The 13326-nt window shown below is 36.3% G+C and carries 12 protein-coding genes and 1 pseudogene; 10 read left to right on the top strand and 3 right to left on the bottom strand.

Annotated elements, in window-relative coordinates; genetic code table 11:
- The first annotated feature begins 55 nt into the window (after positions 1 to 55).
- The 4 genes from hpaI to OR571_RS16685 all read left to right on the top strand — a co-directional run bounded on the left by hpaI (position 56) and on the right by OR571_RS16685 (position 4674).
- Complete coding sequence (gene hpaI / locus OR571_RS16670) at positions 56 to 979, top strand: 2,4-dihydroxyhept-2-ene-1,7-dioic acid aldolase (RefSeq protein ID WP_282244371.1); 924 nt, start codon at positions 56 to 58, stop codon at positions 977 to 979.
- A gap of 67 nt (positions 980 to 1046) precedes the next feature.
- Complete coding sequence (gene hpaE, locus OR571_RS16675; protein WP_481900407.1) at positions 1047 to 2531, top strand: 5-carboxymethyl-2-hydroxymuconate semialdehyde dehydrogenase; 1485 nt, start codon at positions 1047 to 1049, stop codon at positions 2529 to 2531.
- Between the two features lie 20 nt (positions 2532 to 2551).
- Complete coding sequence (hpaD, locus tag OR571_RS16680; RefSeq protein WP_282246264.1) at positions 2552 to 3535, top strand: 3,4-dihydroxyphenylacetate 2,3-dioxygenase; 984 nt, start codon at positions 2552 to 2554, stop codon at positions 3533 to 3535.
- A gap of 386 nt (positions 3536 to 3921) precedes the next feature.
- On the top strand, positions 3922 to 4674 hold the full coding sequence (locus tag OR571_RS16685) for an SDR family NAD(P)-dependent oxidoreductase (protein WP_282244376.1): 753 nt from the start codon (positions 3922 to 3924) through the stop codon (positions 4672 to 4674).
- Here the strand turns inward: OR571_RS16685 and OR571_RS16690 are convergent.
- Positions 4632 to 5150 carry a site-specific integrase gene (locus OR571_RS16690; protein ID WP_282244378.1) on the bottom strand — a complete coding sequence of 173 codons (519 nt, stop codon included), beginning with the start codon at positions 5148 to 5150 and terminating at the stop codon, positions 4632 to 4634. The two genes, OR571_RS16685 and OR571_RS16690, sit on opposite strands and share 43 nt — an antisense overlap.
- A gap of 148 nt (positions 5151 to 5298) precedes the next feature.
- Here OR571_RS16690 and OR571_RS16695 point away from each other — a divergent pair, with 148 nt between their 5' ends.
- The 3 genes from OR571_RS16695 (at position 5299) to OR571_RS16705 (ending at position 7824) form a co-directional block, all read left to right on the top strand.
- On the top strand, positions 5299 to 6129 hold the full coding sequence (locus tag OR571_RS16695) for a GNAT family N-acetyltransferase (protein WP_282244380.1): 831 nt from the start codon (positions 5299 to 5301) through the stop codon (positions 6127 to 6129).
- A 259-nt stretch (positions 6130 to 6388) separates the two neighbouring features.
- Positions 6389 to 6778 carry a cupredoxin domain-containing protein gene (locus OR571_RS16700; protein WP_282244383.1) on the top strand — a complete coding sequence of 130 codons (390 nt, stop codon included), beginning with the start codon at positions 6389 to 6391 and terminating at the stop codon, positions 6776 to 6778.
- A gap of 311 nt (positions 6779 to 7089) precedes the next feature.
- The gene (locus OR571_RS16705) at positions 7090 to 7824 is read left to right on the top strand and encodes a polysaccharide deacetylase family protein (RefSeq protein ID WP_142540545.1); all 735 of its coding nucleotides are present in this window, start codon (positions 7090 to 7092) and stop codon (positions 7822 to 7824) included.
- 387 nt (positions 7825 to 8211) lie between these two features.
- Here the strand turns inward: OR571_RS16705 and OR571_RS16710 are convergent, their stop codons facing one another.
- Complete coding sequence (locus OR571_RS16710) at positions 8212 to 9225, bottom strand: aminoglycoside phosphotransferase family protein (protein ID WP_282244386.1); 1014 nt, start codon at positions 9223 to 9225, stop codon at positions 8212 to 8214.
- Positions 9222 to 10289: a ribosome small subunit-dependent GTPase A gene (rsgA, locus tag OR571_RS16715; RefSeq protein ID WP_282244388.1), complete on the bottom strand. Its 1068-nt coding sequence runs from the start codon at positions 10287 to 10289 to the stop codon at positions 9222 to 9224. Before rsgA ends, OR571_RS16710 begins: the two co-directional genes overlap by 4 nt.
- Before the next feature lie 615 nt (positions 10290 to 10904).
- Here rsgA and OR571_RS16720 point away from each other — a divergent pair.
- From OR571_RS16720 to OR571_RS16730, 3 genes and pseudogenes are all read left to right on the top strand, one after another.
- Positions 10905 to 11774, top strand: coding sequence for a methyltransferase domain-containing protein (locus OR571_RS16720; RefSeq protein WP_282244390.1), 870 nt, complete (start codon positions 10905 to 10907; stop codon positions 11772 to 11774).
- A 206-nt stretch (positions 11775 to 11980) separates the two neighbouring features.
- On the top strand, positions 11981 to 12673 hold the full coding sequence (locus OR571_RS16725) for an aspartate/glutamate racemase family protein (protein WP_282244392.1): 693 nt from the start codon (positions 11981 to 11983) through the stop codon (positions 12671 to 12673).
- A gap of 94 nt (positions 12674 to 12767) precedes the next feature.
- A pseudogene (locus OR571_RS16730) lies at positions 12768 to 12974 on the top strand (GNAT family N-acetyltransferase); the annotation flags it as partial.
- Positions 12975 to 13326 lie beyond the last annotated feature (352 nt).

Consider the following 13326-nt stretch of genomic DNA (forward strand, 5'->3'; position numbering starts at 1 on the left):
GTTGGTACCTAGACTAAATAGATGAATGAAGTTTACTTAAAAGGAGAAGATTCTATTGGCATACGAGGAAGCTAAAAAGAAGTTAAGAGGGTCCATTTGTCCTGTCGTTACACCGTTTACAGAAAGTGGCGAGATTGACGAAAAGGCATTCATTGATCTAATTGATTGGCAAATAGAAAGTGGAAGTCATGGAATTTCTGTAACGGGAACAAGTGGTGAACCAAGTTCATTAACAATCGAAGAAAGAAAAAGAGTAATGGCTCTAGCGAAAGAAACGATTGGTGGTAGGGTATTTTTTGCACCTGGCACTGGCTCTACTAATCATGATGAAACAATGGAGTTAACAAAGTATGCAGAAGAATTAGGTTCTGATGCTGCTATGGTTATCGTCCCTTACTACAATAGGCCTAACCAAGAAGCACTTTATCAGCATTTTAAAACCGTAGCTGATTCCGTTAAAATCCCTATTATTATCTATAATATACCAGGTCGATCAGCGGTAAATATGGAAGTTAGTACGATGAAACGTTTAGTAGATGATTGTCCAAATATTATTGGAGTAAAAGAAGCAAATAAAGACTTCGAACACGTAAACCGGGTACTCCTAAACTGTGGTAGAGACTTCCTACTGTTCTCTGGAATTGAACTACTTTGCTACCCTATGCTAGCAATTGGCGGTGCTGGATTTATTAGTGCCACAGCAAATGTAGAGCCAGTAAAAGTAGCAGAACTATACAACGCATGGGAAACAGGAGACGTTAAAAAAGCACAAGATCTTCATTTCGAATTAATGCCATTAAATGACGTACTTTTCAAAGACACTAATCCAGCTCCAGCTAAAGTGGCACTAGGTATGATGGGGAAAATCACGCCGAAACTTCGATTACCTTTGGGATTACCTTCAACTGAAATACAAGAGGAAGTACGTAAAACACTTATAGAACTTGATATTTTGCCGAAGGAAGCAGCTGTAAAATAAATTACTACAAAATTATCTTAAGAAAATAGGTGATGATAGTATGGTATCCTCCCATGAGTTAATTTCTATGAAACACGAAACACAAAAGGATATATCTCTATATATAAATGGAGAATTCACTTCCGCATTAAGAGGAAGTACATTTAAAAATATGAATCCATTTACTAATGAACAAATTAATGAAGTTGCTGAAGGTCAAACGGATGACATCAATAAAGCAGTTGCAGCTGCGCGCGAAGCCTTTGATCACGGGCCTTGGAAAACAATGAAATTAAGTAAAAGACTATCGTACATTTACCGTATTGCAGATTTGATTGATGAAGAAATAGAAAGAATTGCTTATTTAGAAGCACTTGATACGGGTCTTCCCATTAGTCAAACTAAAAAAATGGTGAGCCGCGCATCAGAAAACTTTAGATTTTATGCGCGTATGGTGGAAAATCGCTTAGTTGGAGATGCCTATCAAGTAGATGATGAATTTATCAACTACACAATTAATGTACCTGTAGGAGTTGCAGGATTGATCACACCTTGGAACGCTCCTTTCATGTTAGAAACATGGAAAGTGGCGCCGGCATTAGCAACTGGTAATACTGTTGTGTTAAAGCCAGCAGAACTTTCTCCACTTTCAGCAAATCTATTAGCTGAAGTGATTCACAAGGCTGATCTTCCAAAAGGTGTTTTCAATGTTGTACATGGATTTGGCGAAATAGCAGGTGATGCGCTTGTTAAACATCCTGATGTTCAGCTTATTTCATTCACTGGAGAAACAAAAACTGGTTCTACTATCATTAAAAATAGTGCCGATACACTTAAAAGTTGCTCAATGGAACTTGGTGGTAAATCGCCAATCATCGTATTTGAAGATGCCGATTTCGATCGTGCTTTAGATGCTTGTGTGTGGGGTATCTATTCTTTTAACGGTGAAAGATGTACTGCGAACTCACGATTATTTTTACAAGAAGGTATTAAAGACAAATTCATTGATGCGTTAAAAACACGTGTTTCTAATATTAGAGTTGGTGACCCGTTAGATGAAAATACGGAAGTAGGTCCACTGATTGATAGAGTGCATTTTAGTAAAGTGAAAAGCTACTTGGAAATTGCAAAAGAAGAAGGCACTGAAGTTGTAACTGGTGACATCCCAATGGAGTTTGCTAGAGGGAACTTTGTGGCACCGACGATTATACTAAATGCTAAAAACAACATGCGTGTTTCTCAAGAAGAAATTTTTGGGCCGGTACTAACTGTATTGACATTTAAAGATGAGGAAGAAGCTATTAAGTTAGCAAACGAAGTCGAATATGGCCTTGCGGGCTATGTATGGACGAATGATATTAAGCGAGGACATCGTGTTGCGCATAGGGTCGAAGCTGGAATGCTTTGGGTGAATGCACAGAACGTTCGTGATTTAAGAACACCTTTTGGAGGTTCCAAATCCTCTGGAATAGGACGTGAAGGTGGACATTACGGTTTCGGTTTTTATACGGAACAGAAAATCATTCATATTTCCATTGCTGATCATCATATACAGCAATTCGGGAAAAAATAGAGGAAGGAATGGTGAAAACGATGGATTTTTCAATCATTCGTATAGCGAGAACTGTTCTTCATGTAGTGGACTTGGAAGTATCAAGAAAGTTCTATGTGGATGGATTAGGCATGATTGAAACAGAAAGCGATGAAAATCATATATACTTAAGAGGTTTAGAAGAGCACTCACATCATAGTTTACTCTTGAAAAAAGCGGATAAAGCCGTAGTAGAAGTACTCAGTTATAAGGTTGAAAAAGAAAAGGATCTGGATGAAATTGAAAAGCTTTTTATTTCTAAGGGCTTGAAAACAAAATGGATGGAGAAGGGGAAACAACATGCAATGGGTAGAACCCTTCGAGTCCACGATATATCAGGTATCCCCCTAGAATTTTTTGCCGAAATGACTACCGTTGACCGAATGCTGCAACGTTATGACCTTTATCATGGGGCAAAAATTCAGCGAATAGATCATGTAAATTGTGCAGTACCCCATGTTCAAACTGCCTATGATTTCTATGTGAAGGAATTAGGTTTTTTATGCTCTGAGTATACGGATACAGAAGACGGGAATTTGTGGGCTGCCTGGCTATATCGAAAACCTACTGTTCATGACCAAGCATTTATGAGTGGTCCTGGACCAAAATTACACCACTTCGCATACACTCTAACAGATCGATTAAGCGTGCTTGATTGCTGTGATGTATTAGCGAGTATGGGGTATGCTAATTCGATTGAACGAGGACCTGGTCGACATGGTTTATCTAATGCTTTCTTCTTGTATTTGAGAGATCCAGATGGTCATCGTATAGAGCTTTATACAGGTGATTATTTAACTAGTGACCCAGATTTAAAGCCGAAACGTTGGGATTTAAATGATCCCCTTCGTCAAACGTTCTGGGGACATAAAGCACCAGACCAATGGTTTAATGAAACAAGTACATTTATTGATATTGAAACGGGTGAAGAAATAGAAAGTAAAGAACCGTTTTTAGAACAAAGAAAACCAAAAATAATGGCTTAAGGACCTAGCTCCATTAAATAATAAAGACAATATAAACCATCTATGGAAATGGTGCCTTATCATTTCGTAGGTGGTTTTCTCCGTATGTTCAATATCAAATACAAGTTCAGCCATGTGTATCTAAACTTTCTGGCACTAACCGATTCATTTATTAGATTAAATTTAGAAAATTTTTATAAATCTATAGTATATCTTTTTAACAATGCTTACAATTAAAGAATTAACTTGTTCAGCTAAAGGGGCAGTTTTGTTCAACAAGGAATACTGATTAAGCTAGTTAATAAACTAATTAGAAAGTCATTCTAATATTAAAAATTCTTCATCAAGAGGAGTAAGACTTAAATTGTCGAATTACTATTTCAACCAAATTTATTAGGAGGAAAGCTGTGCGGAGTTTATTAGGTAAAGTGATTCTTATTACTGGAGCAAGTTCAGGAATTGGGCTTGCCACAGCCCTTTTAGTGGCATCTAGAGGGGCAAAGGTTATAATTAATTTTCATTCAAATGAGATAGGGGCTATGAAGGCTGTCCAACTTATCCGAGAAAAAGACGGAGACGCTATTGCTATTCAAGCTGATGTTATGAAAAAAGAAGAAGTGAACTCAATGGTTGAACAAGCTCTTGATTCATTTGGGACAATTGATGTTTTGGTTAATAATGCTGGTGGTGGGATCCGTCAAAGCAGCTTTATGGATATGAGTGAAGAATTGTGGGAAGAAACGTTTAGATTAAATGTAAATAGTGTTCTTTTATGTTCTCAAGCCGTATTAAAACATATGATTCCGAAAAGGAATGGCAAAATCATCAATGTATCTTCAGCGGCAGCTCGAATTGGAGGAGCAGGAGAAAGTATTCACTATGCATCTACTAAAGGAGCAGTAAATACAATGACCATTGGAATGTCTAGAGAGCTAATTGAATATGGAATTGTCGTGAATGGAGTGGCACCAGGAATGGTAGAAACACCTTTTCACGAGAAATTTGCTCCAAACGATAATCGTCTTGAGCGTATGGCTTCATCTGTACCAATTAAACGGGCAGCAACACCAATGGAAATAGCAGAGGTAATTGTTTTCCTTTCCTCAGATGCTTCAAATTACATACTTGGAGAAATTATAAATGTTAGTGGTGGAAGATAACTAAAAGTGCTATAGATGGTAGCAGATTGATTGGACCAATTAATATGGTTCTTATCCAAAGCTACTATTTCTCCAATTCGACAACCGGTAGAAAACATGAATTCAAAAATCGCTTTTTCAATTGGGGATTGACAGGATTCACGAAGATGTTCAATTTCTCGTTCGGTTAAATACTTGGGTATCCGCTTCCTTAATTTTGGAAGTTGGATTCTTACTAAGAGAGCCTTCTCATGAGACCAACGAAAAAATGATTTCATAATACGAAGTGCAAGACTGGCTGGTTTTAAATGCTTACAGGTTATAGCAAGATATTCCTTTAGTTGATATGTATCCATCAATGTCATCTCTACATCATTAAAATAATCAATTATTAACGAAGACTGTAACTGGTAGGCTTTCAAGGTTTGTGGCGAAAAGCCCTCTATTCGCTTATCCGCTACAAACGAAGCCCATGCTTTTGACAGTAGCAATTTCATTATCCCTTAAAATAGTAATACTAAAAGGATTATTTCCAACTTAATAAAATTATAGACATAAGTTGTGTTTTTACTAATGGGGAGTTTAGTTGAATATAAAGGTTTTTTGTAATGGTATCAAATAAGTGTTGGTTGGGGAGTGATGCGTATGATTTCAGAGTTAAAAAAGTTTGAATTCTTTAAGTGTAAAGATTTGTTATATGAGCAAGGTCAATTGGAAGCAAAAGCAGTAATTGAAGGAGTAAATCCAGGTCGTGTATTTGTAGATGATATTAATCATCCTATTTCTGGACTTATTTGGTTAGGTAACAATGATGGCTTTATCTTTATTGGGGATGAAAAAAATGAAGGGTTCAATAATGAATTAAACAATTTTATTGATAATATAATCATACCGGAAGCAATAAAAGTTGGATTAACTTGGTTTGAAGGTATTGGTAATCATAGAAAATGGAATACAACAATTGAAAAAGTGCTTAAAAGCCGTAAATTAGGAAGTTGGAATCAGAGGGTATATACGTTACAAAAGGATGATTATAAATGCAACTCTGAACTTGCCATTGATCAAGGATATAAGGTAGTGAAAATTTGTGAAACCCTCTTTGAAAATAATGATTTCTCAATAAAAAACATTGAATTTTTACACTCCCAAATTTTAGAGTTTTGGTCTTCTTTTGAAACGTTCTTTTGTGTAGGTATAGGATATTGTATGATTTATAAAGATGAGATTGTAAGTATTTGTTTTTCCGGTTTTGTCGTTGGAAATATACACGCTGTATCCATTGAAACTATAGAAGGACATCGAGGTAAAAAGTTAGCACAAAAAATAGCTAAATCTTTCGTAACCGATTGTCTAAATAATAATATTGTTCCGTATTGGGATTGTATGGAATCAAACAAGCCGTCTATTGCAGTTGCAGAAAATATAGGATTCAAAAATGTATTTAACTATATAGGGTATGATTTTTCCTTTAAGTAATTTTTACTTCAACTAACGGGTACTTTAGTAAAAATTAGTGGTTGCTTAGGCAGTTCTTTTTTACTTACTGAGCTAACAGGGCAGGTTAATTGAATAAGAATGGATTCCAGAAGATCGTCATAAGAGTCGATCTTTTTTCTTTGTCACAATTTTCAATAAAATAGTAAATAGTTACTATTTGAAGCACGTTTGAACCTAATTTAAAGTGATAATATTTTATGAATTGGAAAAGCTAGTCTTAAGAAAGGAGGAACTGCGTATGTCTATGAAAAAGTGGTTAACTGGCTTGGTCGTTTTGCTTGCGATGATAGTAGTTGTAACAATTCCGGGCCCACTCAGTGTATTTGCCGAGTCCGGCGTCGTAACACAGCCAATTGAGTCAGAGAAAGCGATTGAGGTCGAGTTGAATGACAATTACTTTAATCCGAAAGTTATCACTATTCCTAATGGAAGAACGACAATGCTGATATTGAAAAACAAAGGTACGAAAAAGCACACCTTCACTGTGGAAAAGCTCGGAATTGACACCGAAGTCCAGCCGGGAACAGAAAAAACCATTACCGTGAACCCGTTAAATAGTGGTACATATGATCTGATATGTAGGTACCATTTCCAGGAAGGTATGATTGGAAAAGTAACAGTTCAATAACAAGCAGGGCCAATCGGGCCTTGCTTTTTTGTAGGCAATGAAATCTTATTTATTATTACCTAGACATCATCATAACAACTAACTTCCCTTCGCGAACGAATGTTCCTTTAAAAAGGGAAATGCTCAGTTTTTGTAAAGAAAAGAGGTAGGTGAGAAAAAGTTTATTCCCATATTCACTAGTGTTAAAAGTACTAAAAGTTTGAAGAAAACAGGTAGATGGAATCAATATTGGAGAAATCATAATAGTAATATTCTTTTGAGGAACAATAAATTTAGAAGTAATAAAAAAATGTAATAAAGCGAGGAGTTTTATGAAAAAGGTTGCAATGATTTTCCTATGTCTTCTTATATTAATTCTTCCATCACAAGTTTTTGCTCAACGTAAAGTACCTATTTTAATATATCATTCGATTGACGAATTTGAAGGGCATGGTTCTAAGGAGTTATATGTAACACCGAAGAATTTCGAGAAACAAATGATTTATCTAAGGGACCATGGCTACACATTATTAACTTTTGATCGATGGCAAGACATTAATAAAGTAAACAAACCCATTTTCATTACCTTTGATGATGGGTACAAAAACAATCTGAATGCATTTGATATCTTTCAAAAACTGAAAAACGAACATTTTAAACCAACTGGTACCATTTTTGTTATTTCTGACTTTATCGGTCGCTCCAACCGATTATCGACATCGGATCTAAAAATGATGGCTGATTCGGGGATTATCTCCATTCAGTCTCATACTGCTACACATCCTGATTTGACGAAAATAGAAAATTTCGAATATGAACTGAAAGGGTCCAAAGATAAAATTCAAAAAATAACAGGCAAACCAGTTAATGCTCTAGCGTATCCATACGGAATTTTCAGTAACAATGTCGTAGCAGAAACGAAGAAATACTATTTGTTTGGAATTACGACAACTCCTGAACTATTTTCTGAGAAGGGCATCAAGGACGAATTCTATCTTTTACCAAGGATCTATATTAAGTATTCAACTACTCTTGATGACTTTGCAAAGATCGTTGAAGGAGAATGAAGGTGATTACTATACCTGGTAATCGTTTTTTCTTTTGGAACCAAGGGAAAGTTGTAAAGGTAAAATGGTTAAGCACAAGTAGATTTCAAATATAAGTTGGAACAAGCAATTTGGAGATTTCAGACTACCTAAAATGAGTTCGTTCAGGTCAAATCAGACTGAGTTAATGATGTTATAAGGTGCGAGAACTTCGATGTGAGAACAATTGGGATACCAAGGGTTCTCACATCATTTACATGTATTTAATGTAAGTATCAGTTTAACTTTTTTAAATGCATTATCTTGTAATGTTCAATTATCGCGCACGTAAATTAAATCAAATCTAAAGTAGACAATTCATAGACTTTCATCCAGTTGTTTACGTCTAATGACCCTAGTTATATTTATCTACATCTCTTTCATCTCATGGATTTTTTGCAAGGTATTAAGGTGCATTGATTTATCTTCGGGCGACTTAGCGAATTTATACCACTCCACAAGCCTGTATCCGAACATGGCAAGGATTAGTTCGTATATACAATGATTGGAAATATGGGACACATCCGCATATTCCGAAAAACCCCTGTAATATGCCGGAATGCATTTTTGGTAGTATTCAATCATTTGACAGACGTCCGCTTCATCCGTTATTAAACTCGCAATATCCTCGCCCATGTGCCCCCATCCGGCGGTATCCCAATCGATAAGTACTATTTTACTGTCCGAATAGAATATGTTTGCCACCCAAAAATCTCTGTGACAAAGTACTATTGGTAGCTTTTCAATTCGACTGAATATTTCGTCCACATTATTATCTATGTCTATGAGCATTTTACATAGGTGCTTAGGAATTTCGCAGTCATCGGAGCGAATGTAATCATACAAAACATTCCATGACCGATAACGCAGATAGTTGTTTTTCGTAAACTCAACCTTGCTTAAATTGGGCAAATTCTGCAATACACTTGGTCGTTCAGTGTACAATTTCCCTTGAAATCGTCCCAATTCCTCGGCTATGTGTTCATACATTTCCTTGGTTAGATTTAAGCCTGACACACCATCAATATATTCCATCCACAGTTGAATCTCATCGCCATTTATTTCGGCGTGATAACACTCCGGCCAACGGAACGAATCTAAGAAAACCTTTTTGAAATCGGATGCATAGAGGTCGTATTCTCTACGCCATGAATTCGGATCACCATAACGCTCAAATTTTTTCTGTGTTTTCCAAACCACTTTATACGGCAGATTTTCACCATCAGAAGTTTCAAGTGTGCCTGTTACAAGTCGAACAACTCCCACTGTCCCACCTTGCAACTCTTTTAGTTGATAATCTAAGTGAATTATCGTCTTGTCTAGCATTTTATTCAAAACAAGCGACAGCATTTCCTTTACATACTTTTCATCGTGATTGTTCATTTCTTCTTTCCTCCCTTTTTACCCTTATGCCGCATGGCAATCGACTTTCGCTTCGCCTGTTTGTTCAAGAGATACCCAGATCTATCATCCACAAACTTGTTTTCCCACTTCTGTACAAGGTAACGCTCCCAACGCTCCGATACCAATGATCCATCGGCAAGGGCTGCAAGAACAGCGCAGCCAGGCTCCGACAGATGGCGACAGTCATTGAATCGACAATGGGTGAATAATTTCTCTAGATCGTTAAATCCCGCACTGATCCCGTCGTCCGCACCGAACAGCCCGAGTTCACGCATACCAGGCGTATCAATAACCATCGCACCGGAAGGGAGCATGAAAAGTTGGCGATGCGTTGTTGTGTGCCGGCCTCTACTGTCGGTCTCGCGGATCACCTTGACAGTCATCACTTCCTGATTCATTAAGGCGTTTAGCAATGAGGATTTACCCACACCTGACATGCCGAGGAATACCACGGTTTTACCTGGCTGCAGATATTCATTCAACCCGTCTAAACCACTCCCGGCGTGACTGGAGACTGCGTGTACTGGCACATCTGGTGCTGCTTGTTGAACCTCAGCTAACGGTGCGTTGAAATCCGGGATCAAGTCAGTTTTTGATAAGATTACGACAGGCTGGCCCCCGCTCTGCCGTGTCTGTGTCAAGTAGCGCATGATGCGGCTGACCTTGAAATCCCGGTTTAGGGACGACACGATAAATACGTAATCAAAATTTGTTGCTACGACTTGCTCCAGTATGGTTTTGACATACCTTGCCGCGTGTCCTGAATAGTCAGCGCGGGAAAATTTCGTACATCGTGGTAGCAATTTGGCAATGTGCGAAGCACCGTTTTCGTTATATTGAAGAAATACAAAATCGCCAACGCACGGAAAGTCATTCCGAGTCACTGCAGTGTGGTAGAAAGTGCCCTTAAGTACAGCCGACACTTCTCCTTGTTCAGTGATGACCGTACATTGCTCTCTCTGTAGTTCCGTAACCCTGCCCGGTATTAAACCCGCCGGCGGCGTTTCGGTTTCGATATAGCCGTATTGTTTCAAATCAATCATTGAACCGTTCCTTTCCTCAAAAATTCAAGTTGTATTAGGCATAAAAATACCGCGAACAAGCAGCCTCCTAAGAAGCTGCTGTTCCGCGGTGATAAACCAAAAGTGGGCTTATAATCAAAAGGGATACGAACTTCATCGTATCCCGCTAACAGCAGTATTCATGAAAGGTTACTGTTTACGGCATAGCAAAAAAACACGGGTGGTATTCCCGGTTGCTCCCATTCCAAGCGATTATAAAAGATTGGAATTTACTATACCTAAAATTTGGTTAAGTTAAAACCACCAATACCATATAAGTAGTCATTAAAAACATCCCCTTTCGCAGGAAAAAGTTGAAATATAATTTCACTTCTATAGTGTGACACAACCATTTGTTAGAATCAACGGAAAATTTTGATTATAATAAAATTTAATCTGCCACTTACCTCTCCAACTCAATCTTCTCAACAGTCGCATATAACTTGAGAAAAGCCATCTTCGATGGTCTATTTTCACATCCAAAATAACAAGTAGATTGCAATCAAATGTTTAAACTAACGAAGCAGGTTAGTTGAAGAAGGAATTGTAGGATTTATATAGAATATTTTCTTTAATAGAAAGATAGGGGGGACTTAAATGGAGAAATATTATTGGGATACTCAACTGGAGTACCTCAAAAGAACGAGAGATTTATATTATAACGATGACTATTTAGAGTTTTTAGTAAATAGTGTTTGGAAGATTTCTAAACCCGTACATATTATTGATTTTGGTTGTGGATATGGGTATTTAGGACTCAAATTATTACCTCTATTACCGAAGGGTTCCAAATATACAGGGATAGATAAAGGACAACAACTGATTAATAAGGCGATAGAATATTTTCATAGTCTTCCGTATGAATCCAAATTCTTTGTAGCAGATACCGAAGAGATTGAAATAGAGGATAAGTACGACATTGCTGTTTGCCATGCTTTTTTATTACACATTTCCGAACCCCAAAAAATGCTTCAAATAATGGTGAATTCTATTGTTAACGATGGAAAAATAATTTGTTTTGAACCACATTGGATTTCAGGTATGTCATCTTACGAACTTGGTGGGTATGAACAATCACAAATTGTTCCACTTGGTATTCTGCAGAAATTATTCGAAGAAAGTAAAACTGATGGAAATATTGGAGCAAAAGTACCTAAATATCTATCTGAATTGGGCGTGAAGAACATTGAGTGCAGAGTAAGTGATAAAGTTAACTTCCTCTATTCAGATAAGAATCAACAAGATAAGAAAAAATTGTTTTATTCGCTTAAAGAAGATGGAGTAGGTGGAGAAATTATAAACAAAGATTATTTTATTGAAAGTTTGACAAACCGAGGGGTTACACTTAAGGAAGCACAGGAACAATTTGAAGCTGAACTACTGTTTTCACAAGTATTTAACATGGATTCCTCTTTAATATACGCACCAAGCATGAAAATTACTTTTGGAGATATAAAAAAGTGTTAATTAATCTCTAAGCCGTTATTTCTTATTCAACTAACAGGTGCTTTAATTCAAGAAGGGTAAAGCCTTTTTTTTACTGAACTAAAAGGGCAGGTTAGTTGAAGGAGGAAAATATTCTTAAATTGTCGAAATTAAAGAATTTAGGATCTTATAGTGGATATTATAATATCCTATCCTACACATACAATCTATAAGGAGGAATTAATGCATTGAAAACAATAGGCTTAATTGGTGGGATGAGTTGGGAATCATCAAATGAATATTACCGTTTAATAAATGAAGAAATAAAGAAGAAATTGGGGGGATTACATTCAGCCAGATGCATTTTATATAGCGTTGACTTTGACGAAATTGAACGTTATCAAGCTAATGGTGATTGGAAAAGTGCTGGACACGCTCTGGGGGATGTGGCTCTCTCTTTAGAAAAGGCAGGAGCAGATTTTATTGTTATTTGTACAAACACAATGCATAAGGTAATAAATTATATTGAAGAAAAAATAAATATTCCAATTCTACATATTGCTGATGCAACAGCAAATGAAATAAAGAAAACAAAAGTAACTTCAGTTGGGTTACTTGGGACTAAATATACGATGGTACAAGACTTTTACAAATCAAGAATTGAAGCTAATGATATAAAGGTATTAATTCCTGTTACTGAGGACATAGAACTTATAAATGAAGTGATCTATGAAGAATTATGTTTAGGGAAAATCAATCATGCGTCAAAAGAATATTTTAAAAAAGTTATCAAGAATTTAATTGATAAGGGTGCCGAAGGGATTATATTAGGATGTACAGAGATTGGATTATTAATAAAAGAAGAGGATTCCGAAGTTCCAATATTTGATACAACAGTAATTCATGCTATTGAATCAGTTAATAAGGCAATTGAAAAATAGTAGTATCTTCTTTAAACTAACAGGTGCTTTACTTCGAGAAGGAGTAAAGCATTTTTTCTTCTTAAACTAACGGAGCAGGATAGTGGAAAGAGAAGGATTTATATACGATATAAGTATATTAGAACAATATCAAGGATTTGGATATGCAAAGGAAGCAATGAAGCAAATTGAAATAGTCGGGAAAGAACTTGGAATGAATAAAATAGGTCTGCATGTTTTTGATCATAACAAAGTAGTAAGAGGATTATATGAAAAATTAGGTTACCAGACAACAAATGTATTGATGGAAAAAGAAATTTAATACTTTCCTTATTGAGTTAACGGATGCTTTACTTCAAGAAGGAGTAAAGCTTTTTTCTTATTGAACTAAAGGGGCAGATTAGTTGAAGAAGGATTAGTTGTAATTAATGGATTTGCTTTTTTATCAATATATATTAAAATTTATAAAACTATTTTCTAATATTAAGAAAGGGGGCAAAAAGTCATGGAAACTGTTTTCAGAAGAATTGCAACAGAAGTAAAGTCATATTTACATATAGAAGATATACTTTTAACGGGACCAGTCTGTCCTTTTTTAAGCAAACTTCATATAGAAACCAGCTACCGGAAGCTTTTTGTCTATTTATTTTAGAACTGTAGAAACCTTGTTTGTG

It is taken from the genome of Psychrobacillus sp. NEAU-3TGS (genome assembly GCF_029955155.1).
GTDB lineage: Bacteria > Bacillota > Bacilli > Bacillales_A > Planococcaceae > Psychrobacillus.

Coding starts and splice junctions, on each gene's coding strand:
- OR571_RS16720 (WP_282244390.1), top strand. CDS start 10,905: ATGGAGAAATATTATTGGGATACTCAACTGGAGTACCTCAAAAGAACG.
- OR571_RS16690 (WP_282244378.1), bottom strand. CDS start 5,150: ATGAAATTGCTACTGTCAAAAGCATGGGCTTCGTTTGTAGCGGATAAG.
- OR571_RS16705 (WP_142540545.1), top strand. CDS start 7,090: ATGAAAAAGGTTGCAATGATTTTCCTATGTCTTCTTATATTAATTCTT.
- hpaD (WP_282246264.1), top strand. CDS start 2,552: ATGGATTTTTCAATCATTCGTATAGCGAGAACTGTTCTTCATGTAGTG.
- OR571_RS16710 (WP_282244386.1), bottom strand. CDS start 9,225: ATGAACAATCACGATGAAAAGTATGTAAAGGAAATGCTGTCGCTTGTT.
- rsgA (WP_282244388.1), bottom strand. CDS start 10,289: ATGATTGATTTGAAACAATACGGCTATATCGAAACCGAAACGCCGCCG.
- hpaE (WP_481900407.1), top strand. CDS start 1,047: ATGAAACACGAAACACAAAAGGATATATCTCTATATATAAATGGAGAA.
- OR571_RS16695 (WP_282244380.1), top strand. CDS start 5,299: ATGATTTCAGAGTTAAAAAAGTTTGAATTCTTTAAGTGTAAAGATTTG.
- OR571_RS16700 (WP_282244383.1), top strand. CDS start 6,389: ATGTCTATGAAAAAGTGGTTAACTGGCTTGGTCGTTTTGCTTGCGATG.